The sequence below is a fragment of the Chitinilyticum litopenaei DSM 21440 genome (genome assembly GCF_000428145.1).
Lineage (GTDB): Bacteria > Pseudomonadota > Gammaproteobacteria > Burkholderiales > Chitinibacteraceae > Chitinilyticum > Chitinilyticum litopenaei.
Genome location: NZ_ATZJ01000001.1, coordinates 190006 through 204161 on the forward strand (window position 1 = coordinate 190006; position 14156 = coordinate 204161).

The 14156-nt window shown below is 64.5% G+C and carries 17 protein-coding genes; 13 read left to right on the top strand and 4 right to left on the bottom strand.

Features of this window, described 5'->3' with window-relative positions:
* Positions 1-86 precede the first annotated feature (86 nt).
* The 7 genes from C515_RS0100920 to C515_RS23375 all read left to right on the top strand — a co-directional run bounded on the left by C515_RS0100920 (position 87) and on the right by C515_RS23375 (position 5163).
* Positions 87-542, top strand: coding sequence for an EVE domain-containing protein (locus C515_RS0100920; protein ID WP_028453989.1), 456 nt, complete (start codon positions 87-89; stop codon positions 540-542).
* Complete coding sequence (locus C515_RS0100925) at positions 536-1333, top strand: sulfite exporter TauE/SafE family protein (protein WP_028453990.1); 798 nt, start codon at positions 536-538, stop codon at positions 1331-1333. The genes C515_RS0100920 and C515_RS0100925 overlap by 7 nt, the downstream gene beginning before the upstream one ends.
* Entirely contained in the window at positions 1320-1739 is a 420-nt protein-coding gene (locus C515_RS0100930) for a hypothetical protein (RefSeq protein WP_028453991.1), read from the top strand. Before C515_RS0100925 ends, C515_RS0100930 begins: the two co-directional genes overlap by 14 nt.
* Before the next feature lie 338 nt (positions 1740-2077).
* Positions 2078-2671, top strand: coding sequence for an SRPBCC family protein (locus C515_RS22100; RefSeq protein WP_051304487.1), 594 nt, complete (start codon positions 2078-2080; stop codon positions 2669-2671).
* Between the two features lie 124 nt (positions 2672-2795).
* Positions 2796-3011, top strand: coding sequence for a hypothetical protein (locus tag C515_RS0100940; RefSeq protein ID WP_028453992.1), 216 nt, complete (start codon positions 2796-2798; stop codon positions 3009-3011).
* 128 nt (positions 3012-3139) lie between these two features.
* Positions 3140-4441: an NAD(P)/FAD-dependent oxidoreductase gene (locus tag C515_RS0100945; RefSeq protein ID WP_028453993.1), complete on the top strand. Its 1302-nt coding sequence runs from the start codon at positions 3140-3142 to the stop codon at positions 4439-4441.
* A 107-nt stretch (positions 4442-4548) separates the two neighbouring features.
* Positions 4549-5163 (top strand): hypothetical protein, encoded by a 615-nt coding sequence (locus C515_RS23375; RefSeq protein ID WP_144290287.1) that lies wholly within the window; start codon positions 4549-4551, stop codon positions 5161-5163.
* A 271-nt stretch (positions 5164-5434) separates the two neighbouring features.
* Here the strand turns inward: C515_RS23375 and trhA are convergent, their stop codons facing one another.
* Entirely contained in the window at positions 5435-6052 is a 618-nt protein-coding gene (gene trhA / locus C515_RS0100955; RefSeq protein WP_028453995.1) for a PAQR family membrane homeostasis protein TrhA, read from the bottom strand.
* Between the two features lie 158 nt (positions 6053-6210).
* On the opposite strand from trhA, the gene C515_RS0100960 reads away from it, so the two are divergent.
* A complete protein-coding gene (locus tag C515_RS0100960; protein WP_028453996.1) occupies positions 6211-6513 on the top strand; it encodes a hypothetical protein in 303 nt (100 codons plus the stop codon).
* Positions 6514-7008: 495 nt separating this feature from the next.
* On the opposite strand, the gene C515_RS24245 is transcribed toward C515_RS0100960, so the two are convergent.
* Positions 7009-8391 carry a carbohydrate-binding protein gene (locus tag C515_RS24245; protein WP_051304488.1) on the bottom strand — a complete coding sequence of 461 codons (1383 nt, stop codon included), beginning with the start codon at positions 8389-8391 and terminating at the stop codon, positions 7009-7011.
* Between the two features lie 145 nt (positions 8392-8536).
* Here C515_RS24245 and C515_RS0100970 point away from each other — a divergent pair, with 145 nt between their 5' ends.
* The 4 genes from C515_RS0100970 to C515_RS0100985 all read left to right on the top strand — a co-directional run bounded on the left by C515_RS0100970 (position 8537) and on the right by C515_RS0100985 (position 11492).
* Positions 8537-9400: a helix-turn-helix transcriptional regulator gene (locus tag C515_RS0100970; RefSeq protein ID WP_158380757.1), complete on the top strand. Its 864-nt coding sequence runs from the start codon at positions 8537-8539 to the stop codon at positions 9398-9400.
* Between the two features lie 139 nt (positions 9401-9539).
* The gene (locus tag C515_RS0100975) at positions 9540-10112 is read left to right on the top strand and encodes an SRPBCC family protein (protein WP_028453998.1); all 573 of its coding nucleotides are present in this window, start codon (positions 9540-9542) and stop codon (positions 10110-10112) included.
* A 75-nt stretch (positions 10113-10187) separates the two neighbouring features.
* The gene (speG, locus tag C515_RS0100980; protein ID WP_028453999.1) at positions 10188-10715 is read left to right on the top strand and encodes a spermidine N1-acetyltransferase; all 528 of its coding nucleotides are present in this window, start codon (positions 10188-10190) and stop codon (positions 10713-10715) included.
* A gap of 60 nt (positions 10716-10775) precedes the next feature.
* Positions 10776-11492, top strand: coding sequence for an MgtC/SapB family protein (locus C515_RS0100985; protein WP_028454000.1), 717 nt, complete (start codon positions 10776-10778; stop codon positions 11490-11492).
* A gap of 51 nt (positions 11493-11543) precedes the next feature.
* Here C515_RS0100985 and C515_RS18920 read toward each other — a convergent pair whose 3' ends face one another.
* On the bottom strand, positions 11544-12119 hold the full coding sequence (locus tag C515_RS18920; protein WP_051304489.1) for a GNAT family N-acetyltransferase: 576 nt from the start codon (positions 12117-12119) through the stop codon (positions 11544-11546).
* A gap of 116 nt (positions 12120-12235) precedes the next feature.
* Between C515_RS18920 and C515_RS0100995 the strand changes: the two genes are divergently transcribed.
* Entirely contained in the window at positions 12236-12658 is a 423-nt protein-coding gene (locus tag C515_RS0100995; protein WP_028454001.1) for a DUF1810 domain-containing protein, read from the top strand.
* A gap of 15 nt (positions 12659-12673) precedes the next feature.
* Here C515_RS0100995 and dinB read toward each other — a convergent pair whose 3' ends face one another.
* Positions 12674-13780 carry a DNA polymerase IV gene (gene dinB, locus C515_RS0101000; protein ID WP_028454002.1) on the bottom strand — a complete coding sequence of 369 codons (1107 nt, stop codon included), beginning with the start codon at positions 13778-13780 and terminating at the stop codon, positions 12674-12676.
* Positions 13781-14156 lie beyond the last annotated feature (376 nt).

The following is a 14156-nucleotide window of genomic DNA, read 5'->3' on the forward strand; positions in this document are numbered from 1 at the left end:
TCCCGCACGCAGGGCTTGCCCGCCATCCGGCGCGCAAGCCCTTTTCTATGGTAAAAACGACGGATTGTTTGCCTGGACGAGCGCGCATGAACTACTGGCTGATGAAATCGGAACCGGATGACGTGGGCATCGCCGATCTGGCCCGGCTGGGCGAGGTGGGCTGGTACGGCGTGCGCAACTACCAGGCGCGCAACTTCATGCGCGACGCGATGCAGATCGGCGACGGCGTGCTGTTCTACCATTCCAGCTGCGCCGAGCCCGGCGTGGCGGGGCTGGCCGAGGTCTGCCGGCTGGCCTACCCGGACCCGACGCAGTTCGACCCCGCGAGCAAGTATTTCGACGCCAAATCGACGCTTGATGCGCCGCGCTGGCAGCAGGTCGACGTGCGCTTTGTCGCGCGCACGCGCCTGCTGGGGCTGGAGGAGATGCGCCGCTACCCCGAGCTGGCCGACATGCAGGTGCTCAAGCGCGGCAATCGCCTGTCGATCACGCCGGTGACGCCGGCCGAGTGGTCGTTCATCCGCGAGCTGCTGGCATGCTGACGCTGATCCTCGCCTGCCTGGCTGTCGGCGGCGTCGCCGGTGTGCTGGCCGGCCTCTTGGGCGTCGGCGGCGGGCTGGTCATCGTGCCGGCGCTGCTGCTGGTGCTGCCGCTGGCCGGTGTGCCGGCCAGCCATATCCAGCACGTGGCGCTGGGCACCTCGCTGGCAACCATCATGTTTACCGGCGCGGCCAGCATGCTCGCGCATCACCGCCGCGGCAGCGTGCGCTGGTCCGTGGTGCGCGGCATCGCGCCCGGCATCGTCGTCGGCACCTTCGCCGGTGCGCAGCTGGCCGGGCGGATGTCCGGCGCGCTGCTGCAATGGATCTTTGTGCTGTTCGCCTATCTGGTCGCCTGGCAGATGCTGGCGCAGCGCCAGACCGGCCCAGCGCGGAGCTTGCCCGGCACGGCGGGGCTGGGCGCGGCCGGCGGCGTGATCGGCGTCGCGTCGAGCTGGGTCGGCATCGGCGGCGGCTCGCTGTCGGTGCCTTTCCTGAGCTGGTGCGGCGTGCCGCTGCGCGAGGCGATCGGCAGCTCGGCGGCGATCGGCGTGGTGATCGCGCTGGCCGGTTCGGTCGGCTATGTGATCAGTGGCATGGGTATTGCCGGCTTGCCCAATTACAGCATGGGCTTCATTTATATACCCGCCTTTGTCTTGATCGTGCTGGCCAGCATGCCGCTGACTCGCGTCGGCGCCGCGCTGGCGCACCGCCTGCCGGTGGTCACCCTGAAAAAACTGTTCGCCGGGCTGCTGATCGTGTTGGCGAGCAAAATGCTGTATGGCCTACTGTAAACACCTTCTCGCCCTGCTGGCCTTTCTGCTGCTCGCGCCGCTGGCCCTGGCCAGCGGTGACGCCGGCGCGGCAAACCCCGCCCCCAGCCAGGATTGCCGCGACGCGCTGCAAGCCTTGCAGCAACACATCAATCACCACCAGGGCCAGCTCAGCGCCGCCGAGCTCGACGTCTCGCCGCAGGGCGACCGCGTGCGGCTGGCCTGCGACGGCAGCCCGCAGGCCTACCAGCGCAGCCTCGCGCACATCATCCGCCCCCTGCTGCCCACCCCGGCCGCAGTCAGCGCCCCGCTGGACGACACGCCCTGGTATGGGCCGGATGGCCCGCTGGAAACCGCCGTGGTCTTGCTGGGGATCGCGGCAATCATCGCCGGCTACCACTGGGATGGCGTGATCGTCGTGCATTGAGGCGGCAAATCGGCTACCTTGACACGCTACCCGCTGACGCGGGGTGATCATGAACCTAGGCTCTGTTGAGGTTTGATTAGTTTTTACGCAGCCCCGCCAGCTTGCCGGGGTGCGAAACAGCGCTACAGCAAGTACGAGTACTTGCGAGCATTGGTGACAAAGCCTCCGGCAAGAATGGCGGGGCTGCCCTGCGGGCGATGGGCTCTTTTGCCTCATTGCGGCGTTATTCGCCGCTGACAGTACTGGTACTGCGGCGCACCGAATGCCTTGCACTGAGGCAAAAGAGCCCATCGCGTAAAAATTAATCAAACCTCAACAGAGCCTAGGGAGGGCTGCCCGTGCTGCGACTGCTGACCATCGCCTGTCTTGCGCTGCTGCTGGCGCAGCACCTTGCACGCGCCGAACCCGCCATCGTTCAGGTACAAAGCAGCAGCGAGCGCGGCCACGTGCTGCTCAAGGCCAGCTTTCGTGCCGCCGTGCCGCGCGGCCTGGCCTTTGCCGTGCTGACCGATTTTGACCACATGGCCGAATTTGTTCCCAATCTGCGCAGCAGCCGCGTACTGGCCCGCCAGGGCAATGTGTTCAGCATCGCCCAGCAGGGCGAGTACCGTTATGGCCTGCTGTCGTTCAGCTTCGACTCGCAGCGGCGCATCGAACTGCACGGACTGGACAGCATCGCCGCGCAGGCGCTCGACACCGCGAACGGCCAGTACCGCAGTCTGACCCGGCTCAGCGACGATGCCGGGCAGACACTGGTGCAGTTCCAGGCCGACTGGGTGCCGGCCAATGGCCTCTTGGCCAGCATTGCCGAATCCTATCTGCGCGAGCAGGTCGAGCAGCAGTTTCGCGCCATGCTCGGCGAAATGGGCAACCGCGCCGCGCGCATGCCCAAGAGCGCGTCCGCTGCAGCCTACGCCAACAGGGTTGACTGAGGCCGCAGCCTTTCCGTGATCTCCCGGCATGCCTTGTGCATATTCACACATTTCGTAATTGAGTTACTTTGTGTGAAGAGTAATATATGTAGCAATACTACATCAACAGCACAAGGAGACCATCATGCTGAAGCTGCTTTCATCGCTTGTCGACGCCGTTTCCGGCCGCCAGTACCTGATTCCCGTCAACGCCCGCGTCAACCGCAGCGCCGGCCTCACTTCCGCCGAGAAGATCGACGGCCGCGTGCTGAAGATCGACGGCGATCTCGCGCAAGTCTGCTGGCCCAGGGGCGAAAAAACCCGCGAATACCTCGGCGATCTGGTCGTCATCGCCGAATAAGCGCTGCGCCACCTGCCCGGCCGTTGCACGCGAGGCGCCGGGCGCCGCCACGAATGGCCTACGCTGTAGCGTGAGCCACCACTTGCGCGCTGTCCTTAGGACGAGCGCAGCCGCACGGGAATCGCACCATGAGCAAACTGCACCGTATCGTGATCGTCGGCGGCGGCGCCGGCGGACTGGAACTGGCAACGCGGCTGGGCCGCACGCTCGGCAGCGGCAAGCGCGCCGAAATCGTGCTGGTCGACGGCTCGCCGACGCACATCTGGAAACCGCTGCTGCACGAGGTGGCCACCGGCGCGCTCAATACCGGCGAGGACGAGGTCAATTATTTCGGCCACGCCTGGCGCAATGGCTACCGCTTTGAATTCGGCTGGATGGCGGGTCTCGATCGCGAGCGCAAGGCGATCCATATCGCCCCGGTGCTGGCCGCTGACGGCAGCGAACTGGCCGCCGCGCGCGAAATCACTTACGACACCGTCGTGCTGGCGCTGGGCGCGATCGCCAACGATTTCGGCACGCCGGGTGCGCAAGCGCACTGCATGTTCCTCAACACGCCGGATGACGCCGAACGGCTGCGCCGCCGCATCCTTGACCTGAGCTTCGCGGTGTCATCGGGCGGCAACCCGGTGCAGAAGCTGGCCATCGGCATCGTCGGCGCCGGCCCCACCGGCGTCGAGCTGGCCGCCGAGATCGACCACACCATCCGCGAAATGCACAACCTCGGCGCCAGTCTCAGCCCCGCGCAGCTGGAAATCACCATCATCGAGGGCGCGCCGCGCATCCTGTCGGGCGCACCCGAATCGCTGTCCGAGTACGCCACCGCCGCGCTGGCCGAGCGCGGCATTCTGGTCGCCTGCAACAGCCGCGTCGCCGCAGTGACGGAGGACGGCTTCGAGCTGGCCGACGGACGCCGCATCCATGCCGACATCCGCGTGTGGGCCGCCGGCGTGAAGGCCGCCGACTGGCTGACCACGCTGGGGCTGGCCACCAACCGTCTGAACCAGATCGAGGTGACCACCACGCTGCAGACGCTGACCGACCCGAACGTGTTCGCGATTGGCGACTGCGCCGCCGCGCCCAATGGCGAGGGCGGCCCGGCGCTGCCGGCGACCGCGCAGGTCGCCCACCAGCAGGCCAGCTGGCTGGCCGGCGCGCTGAACGACCGCCTGGCCGGGCGCGAGGTGAAGCCCTTCGTCTTCAAGCCGCAGGGCATCATGGTGTCGCTGGGCAAGCACACGGCGGTCGGCAGCCTCGCGGCCATCGTCGGTCCGCAGCGCAATTACTATGTGGAAGGGCGCGGCGCCAAGCTGATCTACGCCTCGCTCTACCGCCTGCACCAGGCCGCCGTGCACGGCTGGATCCTCGCCGGTCTCCTGTGGATAGGCGACAAGCTGCGCCGCGTCGCCAGGCCGACGCTGAAGCTGCACTGAGCATTCAGGCAGACACGAACAAGTGCGATTCGCTACAGACTGTTGACAAACAGTCGGGACCCCATATTGTTGCTGGTGTTTCGCAACTGATTTGAGGCCACTTGGCGATGAAGAGCAAAATTGCAGAAGACTTGGAAATCCTCGGATTGAATTCTGTAGTTTCTGAATCAATAGCAGATGACATCCTGAATAAAGATGCTCGTTCACTTTTGCATGAAATGTTGATTTCTGGGCTATGGAAACTTGTTATTGATGAAACAAAGCCTGAGCTGCTTGCGAAAATAGGCGGCGCCACAGTACGCAGGTTGCTGGATAGTGGCCACGATGTGGAGGATTTGGTTGATGTCGTTCGCGAAACTCAGGTAGATATGCTCTATAACATGGCCCAGCTTATTGATTGGCCAACAGAGCATGTGAGTATTTCTGAACAGTTGGAAACGGAGATTAATGTCCGTTTTACGAAAATGGGTGGGGCGTCATTGCCAATTTATGGCTTGCATGGCGATGTAATGACGAGAGACCCATCAGGAAGGTCTGGTGAACCACGTTCCCTTGATGTTCGAAGGCTGCAGAAATTTTCCGATGATAAGAGGGATCAACTTTTGAGATTGGTTCAGGCGGGGAAACTGTCTGAAGCAGCTTTGCTGTGGAAAAAGCAATGGGGTGGAAATCTGAAAGATTGTCTGAAATCCGTTCAGTCGTTGAAGGGCTTTCTTAAATAAGTCTGAGTTTGATGTGGGTGGTTAATTATTTGGATTTTTGAATTTCCTGTTCAGCTCCCTGTGGGAGAACCAATCCATTTCTGCATACGTTAGTTCAAATTTGATTACATAACAGGCCGCGTCGTGTGCCGTGCATTTTCCTCTGCATTGCCCTCGACAGCATAGCGTGCATCGATCCACCAACTTCGCCTGAACCGGCCGTCGGACAATCCAGCCTGGAGGGGTATTGCTCTGTGGCCATTTTAAATAAATGGGTTTGGGCCGATACCCATCAGTTCACATAAAACATCACGCTGACGAACTGGCAGACGCTGCCCGCCAGCACGAACAGGTGCCAGATGCCGTGGCCGTGGCGGATGCGTTCGTCGTTGATGAAGAAGTAGATGCCGGCGCTGTAGATCACGCCGCCGGCGACCAGCCAGGCCAGGCCTGGCGTGGCCAGCCCGGCTACCAGCGGGCCGGCGGCAAACACGATCAGCCAGCCCATCGCCACATAGATCAGCATCGAGAACAGCCGCGTGCGCCGGCCGATCAGCAGCTCCTGCACGATGCCGATCACCGCCAGCGCCCAGTTGATGCCGAACAGCGTCCAGCCCCAGGGGCCGCGCAGCGTCACCAGTGTGAACGGCGTGTAGCTGCCGGCGATCAGCAGGTAGATCGCGCAGTGATCGAGTCGCTGGAACACCGCCTTGGCGCGCCCCGACAGCGCGTGGTACAGCGTCGAGGTGAGGTAGAGCAGCAGGAGCGTGCTGCCATAGATGCTGAAACTCACCACCTGCCACGCGTCGCCGTTCAGGCTGGCGAACACGACGAGCAGCGTCAGGCCCGCGGTGGCGAGCAGGGCGCCGATCAGGTGGCTGAGGGTGTTGAAGCGTTCGCCGTGCTGCATGCGGCCTCCGGGGTAATCTTCGCTTATCTTGCGCGTATTGCGTGGCAAGCGCACGCTACTATTCACGCCGATGCTGCGCTGCAGGAAGACAAGCGCCTCAAGAGCCACTACAGTGTGCCGATAATAAGGTAAATACCTGATTATCAAGCATTAACTCCATGATTCTGACAAGTTTATTTCGCTTTGGCCTTGCCACGCCTGCCGAGGCTGTCAAGCAAACGCAGGCTGCAGGCGGACAGGGCGCGCAGCCGGCCGCTGGCTTGCCATCACGTCGCCATGCTGCCCGTGCCAGCAGCTGGGACGGGCAGGAACGCCGCCTGGGTCACGACCGCCGCCAGCTGCAGCGCCGCCGGGAACAGGCCGATGCATTGCTCGATACCCGCGCCGGGCTCGACCGCCGCCAGCAGGGCCGCCGCGCCAGCGACCTGCCGGAACTGAGCGGTTTCCTGCTCAAGGCGTGAATGGCCTTTTCGATTGGCAAGGCTTTGCAAGCCAAACCCGCATTCACCACAGAGACACAGAGAGCACAGAGGAGGCAAAACCCTCAGCAATTCAGGGGTTTTCTCCCGTTTTTCTCTGTGTCTCTGTGGTTCAAAGGCTTTCCTGATTAGGCTGCCAGCTCAGCAACTCGTCATGCCGGCGTCCCACGGGGATTCCCTGCGGTCAAGGCCGGCATCCGGAGCGACGCTCGAACAGGCATTGCAGCTGGATTCCGGCTTTCGCCGGAATGACGAACTGTACTTTGCTGAGGTAGCTACCTAATCGGGAAAGATTTTGATGTTTGCCGGGCAGCCTTGCCGATCAGTTGAAAAAAACGCAGCAGACGGTCGTCTGCTGCGCAAGGAGGTCAGGGTGATCGCCCTGCGGGCCGGGGAGACGGCCCCTTCCGGGGCCGAGTGCAGCCCCGAAATCGCTGGCGGTGCGCCCGCCCCTGGTCGGGTCGGGCGCGAGCCTTGTCAGTTTTGCCAGAGCGCCGGCACCACGGCCGGCGTCCAGCCGCCACCCGCCGGCGGCGTGTGCGCGATGCTGCAGCGATAGGTCTTGCCCTGGTAGCTCACGCAGGCGTTCACCGCGTAGGCCACGCCTTCCTGCCAGGCCGGACAAGCCGGCGTCGTGGTCGGCGTTGAGGTCGGCGTCGCGGTGGCGACCGGAGTCGGTGTGGCAGTAGGCGTCGCGGTCGGCGTGACGGTCGGAGTCGCAGTGGCCGTCGGTGTAGCCGTAATTGCCCCACCGCAGGCGCCGACGTCCTTCCAGACGCCCCATTCGCCGGTTTTGCCGGGGATTTCGTTGCCTTCGGCCCACCATTTCGCTTCGTAATTGCGGCCGTTCAGGCTGACCTTGCTGCCGCCGGCGTAGCTGCGCGCGCTCCAGCCCGCGTAACAGCCGCTACCCGGAGTCGGGGTGGCGGTCGGTGTCGCGCTTGGCGTCGGGGTGACCGTTGGCGTCGGTGTCGCGGTGGGTCTGGCGGTCGGCGTTGGTGTCGGAGTGGGGCTGGCCGTCGGTGTTGCCGTCGGAGTCGGCGTCGCGCCGGTCGGCAGCGTGCCGTTCGGGATGTAGCTGAAGCCGCTGAGCACAACCTCGACTTCCTTGCCGTCGCTGGGTGCGCGGCCCTGGAATTGCCAGAGGTTGATCAGGAACTGCTGCGGCGATTGCGACAGACACTGGCTGGTGATGCCGGAGCTGCAGCTGAAGCGTGTATTGCCGACGCTGCTGCCAGCCGGGTCGCTGGGCATGAAGCGCCAGTCGGCCAGCACGCGACCGCTGGCGCCGGCATCCACGCGGCCGGCGAGCGACTGGTAATCGACGCGGTCGGCCTGCCAGGCAAAACGGTGCGTGCTGATGCCCGATGGCTCGCTGAAGGTGAAGCCGTGCCAGCTGTTGGCCGCGCCGCTGACGGTTGGCCACACCGTGTAATTGCCGAACGGCGCGTTATCCAGCCCCCAGCGCGCGAATTCGATGTCGATCTCGTGCGTGGCATCGGCGCCGACGTCGCTGCTTGGGTAGGTGAAAAAGCCGAATACCACGTTCTTGTCGAACAGCTCGGGCCGTGCCTCGATCTGGAACTGGTACAGGCCGAAATGCGTGCGCGCCGGATTGAGCAGCCGCACCTCGGCCGATGACCAGACGCCGTTGCGGTTGGCGATCTTCAGGTGCAGCTTGCCGTCGGCGTCGACCCAGACATTGCGCTCGTCCCAGTTGTTCGGGCCCGGCCCGCCACCGCCGCTGCGCACATCCCACTGATAACCGGCCCAGCTGATGACAGCGGCCTGCGCCTGACCGATGAGCAGCGCCAGTGGCAGCGCGAACAGCAGCGCTTTCCTTGTTTTCACATCTTGCATTTTGCTTCCTCCGGATGATCTTTTCCTTTTCTTGCGCTTCGTGTTGCAGCGAAACGCCCGAGTAAGCTAAGCCATTGACATGCCGTGGTAAATGTCGGAATGTGGGCTGCGAATTGTTCAAATCCATCACGACTCGGGCAAGGCTGTGGCAACCATCTATTACGAATACTTTGATGTCGCGCCGGCCTCCGAACAGCTCAGCGTCGGCGGGCGGGTGTTCTACTTCAACTATCTGCCGGCGCTGCGCGAGCAGGGCGTGCTGATGGCGGGCGTGTCGCGGCTGCGCGAGCATCACCATGTCGAGCGCATCGAGGCGCCGTTCCATGTGCTGCTGTTCAGTCTGGAGGGGCAGGGTGAGATCATTGACGGCGAGGACATCCTGCCCTGCGGTCCCGGCCAGTTGCTGCTGTTGCCGGCACGCGGTCGGCGCGGCTTTCGCCTCAACGGCGGGGAGTGGCGGCTGGCGTGGTTCCTGCTCGAAAACACCGAGCAATGGGCCTTTCTCAACGGCCCGGCCACGCGCCGGCTGGATACCGCCACGGCCGAGAGCCTCTATCATGCGATCGCCGCACTGCATCACGAAGCCAATCTGCCACGCGGTGGCCTGACCGGTGGCGGCGTGCGGCAGGTGCTCGACCTGCTGCAGCGCGAGCTGGCGCCGCTGAACGCCAGCCAGCAACCCGATCTGCAGCGCGAATTGCACGCCCTGCTGGCCGACATTCACGCCAATCCCACCCGGCCATGGACGGTGGCGCTGCTGGCCGCCCAGCTGGGGGTCAGCGTCGCGACGCTCTCCAGGCTGTGCCAGCGCCACTACCACGCCAGCCCGCAGCAGCTGATCATCAACGAGCGCATGGCGCGCGCGCGCGAGCTGCTGCTGGCGGGCCAGGGCAATGTCGCCGATGTTGCCGAAGCCACGGGCTATCTGGAGGTCGCCAGCTTCTGCCGGCGCTTTGCGCGGCATTTCGGCGTGCCGCCAGGCCGGCTGCTCAGGGGTATGCGCAGCTGAATCATTTGGGGGCTTGGCTGTAGGAATACACAGGGTTGGGTATGTGGCCGGGTGTGCACGACGGGCATGCCGCAGCCTGCTGTCACGCTTCTGTCATCATCTCCGGCCTAGCATGGGCAGGCTATCCGGAGACCGCCGCATGCCGCGCCTGCTTGCCCTGTTTGCCCTGCTGTTCCTGTCCGCCTTGCTGCGGGCCGCCGAGCCTTCGCCCGTGCAGGTCGAGGTGCGCGAAGACGGCGGACAATTGCTGATCGAAGCCCGCTACCAGCCCCCGGTTGCCCCGGCGCTGGCGCATGCGGTGCTGACCGATTACGAGGCGATGCCGGCCTTTGTACCCGGGCTCGCCAGCAGCCGGATTGTCGGGCGCGAAGGCAATGTGCTGCGCGTCAGCCAGCAGGGACGTTACCGTTTCGGCCTCCTGAGCCTGGCCGCGGAATCGCTGATCCGCGTCGAATTGCGCGGCCTGGAGGAAATCGTCTGTCAGTCGCTGGCGGCCAGCCAGGGCGAGTTTCGCAGCACCACGCGCCTGCAGGGACAGGGCGAGGCGACGCGCATCGTGTTCCAGGCCGTCTGGCAACCGGGCAACGGCCTGCTGGCCAGCCTGGGCGCCGGCGCCGTGCGCGAGCAGATCCGCGCGCAGCTGGCGGGCATGCAGCAGGAAATGCTGCGCCGTGCCCGTCTGGACGGCATGGCCGCTGCCGCAGGTAAATAAGTCACGAAATCAGCCACTTGCGGAACCGCTCGCCCTGACAGCGAGTCGGTTCCCATTTGCCCGCGAGGAAAGCCCATGCCGCACAGCCCCTTGAAACTGCGCCCGCTGGAGCGCGAAGACCTGCGTTTCGTCCACGAGCTCGACAACAACGAATCGGTGATGCACTACTGGTTCGAAGAGCCCTACGAAGCCTTTGTCGAGCTGTGCGACCTCTACGACAAGCACATCCACGACCAGAGCGAACGCCGTTTCGTGCTCGAATGCGAGCACCAGCGTGCGGGGCTGGTCGAGCTGGTGGAGATCAACCACATCCACCGCCGCGCCGAGTTCCAGATCATCATCGCGCCGGAATTCCAGGGCAAGGGCTATGCCTCGATCGCCACCGCGCTGGCGCAGGATTACGCCTTCACCACGCTCAACCTCTACAAGCTGTCGCTGATCGTTGATTGCGAGAATGCTCCGGCCATCCACATCTACAAGAAGCTGGGTTTTCAGGAAGAGGGCATCCTGCGGCACGAGTTTTTCGTCAACGGCGAATACCGCGACGTGATCCGCATGTGCATCTTCCAGCCCGATTACCTGGCGCGACGCAAGGCCGGCTGAAACGCTTGGCCCCATGACAACAGACCGGCCGCATAAGGCCCGGCGCACAGGGAGAACACCATGCAGGCCATCCAGAACATCAGCCTCGTTTCGCTGCTCGATACGCTCTTCAGCCTCAGCACGGCCTTCGTGCTGGGCGGGCTGATCGGCTACGAGCGGCAATACCGCCAGCGCACCGCCGGCCTGCGCACCAATGTGCTCGTTGCCGTCGGCGCGGCGGTGTTTGTCGACATTGCCAACCGCCTGGGCGGCGGCGACGGCGCGATCCGCGTGATTGCCTATGTAGTGTCCGGCGTCGGCTTTCTTGGCGCCGGCGTGATCATGCGCGGCGAGGGCAATGTGCGCGGGCTGAACACCGCTGCCACGCTGTGGGGCTCGGCGGCGGTCGGCGCGGCGGCCGGTTCCGATCTGATCGTCGAGGCTCTGCTGGCGACGCTGTTCGTGCTGGCGGCCAACACGCTGTTGCGCCCCATCGTCAACCGCATGAACCGCGAGCCGCTCGACAGCGCCGCCGTCGAAGTCACCAACACCGTGCACCTGATCGTGCCGCGCGAGCACCAGAAAACCGCCCGTGCGTTGCTGGAAGCCGAACTCGACGCCAGCAACTACCCCGCCGCCGATCTCGACATCCGCCCCTACGGCGAGCACGAGGTGGAAATCGAAGCCACGCTGGCCGCCACCTCGGTCGAAGGCCCGGAGCTGGATGCATTGGTGCAGCGCCTCGGCGGCTCCGCGCTGGTCAGCCAGGCATACTGGAACCCGAGCACGGAAGAGTAGGGTATAACCACACAGCCATTTATGGTGTATGGCCGTGTTGTCATACCATGGCTAGTATTGTTGTGGCAGCGCGTATTCCAGCTGCAGGTCGCAGGGCTCCTTCTCGACCAGATCGGCGCGCGGCTCGGCGGCGGGTACCCAGCCGGTCGCAAAGTAGAAGGCGGCCGATTCGCGCGACGAGTGTGCCGAGGCGTAGAGATGGCTGGCGCCCCATTCGCGCGCCTGGTCGACCGCCGCCGCCAGCAGGCGCCGCCCCAGCCCCTGCCCGCGCCAGGGCAGGCTGACGTGCAGCTGCATCAGCTGCACATACTGCTGCCGGCTGCCGAAGCGCGGGCGGCACAGCGCCGCGAAGGCCTGTACGCCACTTTCGCTTCGCAGCAGCCACACCGCGCCGCCCTCGATCAGGCAGGGACGGAAATCGGACGCGACAATGTCGGCCAGCGTGGCGTCATCCCAGTCTTCGGTAAATGTCACGGGCTGCAGCCGCCAGTCCGCATGCTCGCCGCGCCAGGCCTCAGTCACCGGCTGGTGGCGGACAAAACCGGCGAGCAGTTGCGGGTGCAGGCCGGCGAGGGTTAGGGATTCGAGCTTGAGCATGCTGGCGGTGTGGGTAGGGTTGCCGGGCATTATCCGGGCACAGCTGGCGGGCAGTTTGGCGTGGCTTGCGATCCACCTGATTGCCAATACACGATTCAAGCATCAGCGGGCTACTCTGAACAAGCTCCGTCAATTTCGCCTGCATCATGACCGATCCCTTCGACCTCCAGCGCTTCATCACCGCACAGGCAGGCTGCTATGCCGACGCGCTGGCCGAGCTGCGCGCCGGCAGCAAGCGTTCGCACTGGATGTGGTTCGTCTTTCCGCAACTGGCCGGCCTGGGGCGCAGCGCGACAGCGCGGTTCTATGCGCTTTCGGGGCGGGACGAGGCGCTGGCGTATCTGGCCCACCCCATCCTGGGGGCGCGGCTGAACGAATGCACGCAGGCAGTGCTGGCGCTGCCCGCCCCGGATCTGCGTTTGCTGTTCGGCAGGCCGGACGATCTGAAATTCGTGTCAGCAATGACGCTGTTTGCCGCTGTCAGCCCGCCCGGGTCGCCATTCGCGGCGGCCTTGCTGCACTGCGGGGCGGCGCCCGACGCGCGCACGCTGGCCTTGCTGGCGGTGTGAGCCGCGCCTGCGCGCTCAACCCTGCCTGAGATCCAGTTCCTCCCACAGCGGCAGCGTGTAGGGGCGCCGGGGAGGTGCGGGCTTGCTGGCGGCGGGGGCATCGGCAAAGCGCACGCCGACGCCGAGCAGGCGCACCGGTTTGGCGCCGCGCTGCCAGGCCTGTTCCAGCAGTTTTGCAAAGAGCGCCATGTCGGCGTGGCTGGCGCTGCATTCCATCGTCGTTTGCGTGAAATCATGGAACTTGATTTTCACGAAGGCTTTGTTGGGTTGGGTATCAAGCTGTTGCCTTTGCAGACGCTGGCTCAGGTCGGCATACAGGGTGGGGGTTTGGGCAAGGCAGGCGGCGAGGTCGGGCAGGTCTTTCGGGTAGGTGTGCTCGACCGACAGTGATTTGCGCTGCCATTCGGTTTCCACCGGGCGTTCGTCGATGCCGCGGCACTGGCGATACAGCGAGCGCCCCAGCCGGCCGAATTGCGTATCGAGCTCGGCCAGTGTCCAGCGTTGCGCGTCACCGCACGTCACCAGGCCGTGGCGCGCCAGCCGCGCGGCGGTGACCTTGCCGATGCCCCACAGCTTGCCGATGGGCAGCGCCGGCATGAAGGCGTCGATCTCGGCAGGGATGATGACGAACTGGCCGTCGGGCTTGTGCCAGTCGCTGGCGATTTTTGCCAATAATTTGTTCGGCGCGATGCCGGCGCTGGCGGTGATGCCGACTTCCGCGCGGATGCGTGCGCGGATTTCCTCCGCCATTCTGGTGGCGCTGCCCTGGCAGTGCGGCAGGCCGCTGACATCCAGATAGGCTTCGTCCAGCGACAGCGGCTCGATCAGCGTGGTGTAGTCGCGCAGGATGGCGTGCACGCGCCGCGAGGCGTCCTTGTAGCGGGCGAAGTCATGCGGCAGCAGCACCAGATCGGGGCACTGGCGCAGCGCCCAGCTGGTGGGCATGGCCGAGTGGATGCCGAAGCGGCGCGCGACATAATTGCAGGTGGAAATCACGCCGCGCTGGCCGGGCGAACCGCCAATCGCAATCGGCAGCTCGCGCAGCTCGGGGCGGTCGCGCATTTCCACGGCGGCGTAGAAGCAGTCGCAGTCGATGTGGATGATCTTGCGCTGGGGAGACATGGTCACGGCTCGGACGGGCAGAATGATATTGTACGATCGTTCTATTATTTGGTCATTCCCGGGGTGATGCATGCACGCAAAGCAACAACAGCGTTTTCTGATGCATAAGTGTTAACCCTGATGCGGTAGACTGCAGGCTGCGGTGTGCGCCAGAGCTGGATTTTGGCTGGCACCGCAAAAGCAAGCAGATCGTGAACGGCCCGTTGTGCGCACCCGTCCCGATGCCGGCAAAGACCAGGCAGGGCGGGACACCGGTAAAAGCCGCAATTGCTTCATCCTTGCCGGCCACCCCTTGCGGGTGGCTTTTTTGTGTGCGACTGCCGCTGGTAGCGCAGGGCTTGCTCGCGGTCGCCGGTGGTGTAAAGTATTCGCTTAC

Coding starts and splice junctions, on each gene's coding strand:
- C515_RS0100920 (WP_028453989.1), top strand. CDS start 87: ATGAACTACTGGCTGATGAAATCGGAACCGGATGACGTGGGCATCGCC.
- C515_RS0100925 (WP_028453990.1), top strand. CDS start 536: ATGCTGACGCTGATCCTCGCCTGCCTGGCTGTCGGCGGCGTCGCCGGT.
- C515_RS0100930 (WP_028453991.1), top strand. CDS start 1,320: ATGGCCTACTGTAAACACCTTCTCGCCCTGCTGGCCTTTCTGCTGCTC.
- C515_RS0100940 (WP_028453992.1), top strand. CDS start 2,796: ATGCTGAAGCTGCTTTCATCGCTTGTCGACGCCGTTTCCGGCCGCCAG.
- C515_RS0100945 (WP_028453993.1), top strand. CDS start 3,140: ATGAGCAAACTGCACCGTATCGTGATCGTCGGCGGCGGCGCCGGCGGA.
- C515_RS23375 (WP_144290287.1), top strand. CDS start 4,549: ATGAAGAGCAAAATTGCAGAAGACTTGGAAATCCTCGGATTGAATTCT.
- trhA (WP_028453995.1), bottom strand. CDS start 6,052: ATGCAGCACGGCGAACGCTTCAACACCCTCAGCCACCTGATCGGCGCC.
- C515_RS0100960 (WP_028453996.1), top strand. CDS start 6,211: ATGATTCTGACAAGTTTATTTCGCTTTGGCCTTGCCACGCCTGCCGAG.
- C515_RS24245 (WP_051304488.1), bottom strand. CDS start 8,391: ATGCAAGATGTGAAAACAAGGAAAGCGCTGCTGTTCGCGCTGCCACTG.
- C515_RS0100975 (WP_028453998.1), top strand. CDS start 9,540: ATGCCGCGCCTGCTTGCCCTGTTTGCCCTGCTGTTCCTGTCCGCCTTG.
- speG (WP_028453999.1), top strand. CDS start 10,188: ATGCCGCACAGCCCCTTGAAACTGCGCCCGCTGGAGCGCGAAGACCTG.
- C515_RS0100985 (WP_028454000.1), top strand. CDS start 10,776: ATGCAGGCCATCCAGAACATCAGCCTCGTTTCGCTGCTCGATACGCTC.
- C515_RS18920 (WP_051304489.1), bottom strand. CDS start 12,119: ATGCCCGGCAACCCTACCCACACCGCCAGCATGCTCAAGCTCGAATCC.
- C515_RS0100995 (WP_028454001.1), top strand. CDS start 12,236: ATGACCGATCCCTTCGACCTCCAGCGCTTCATCACCGCACAGGCAGGC.
- dinB (WP_028454002.1), bottom strand. CDS start 13,780: ATGTCTCCCCAGCGCAAGATCATCCACATCGACTGCGACTGCTTCTAC.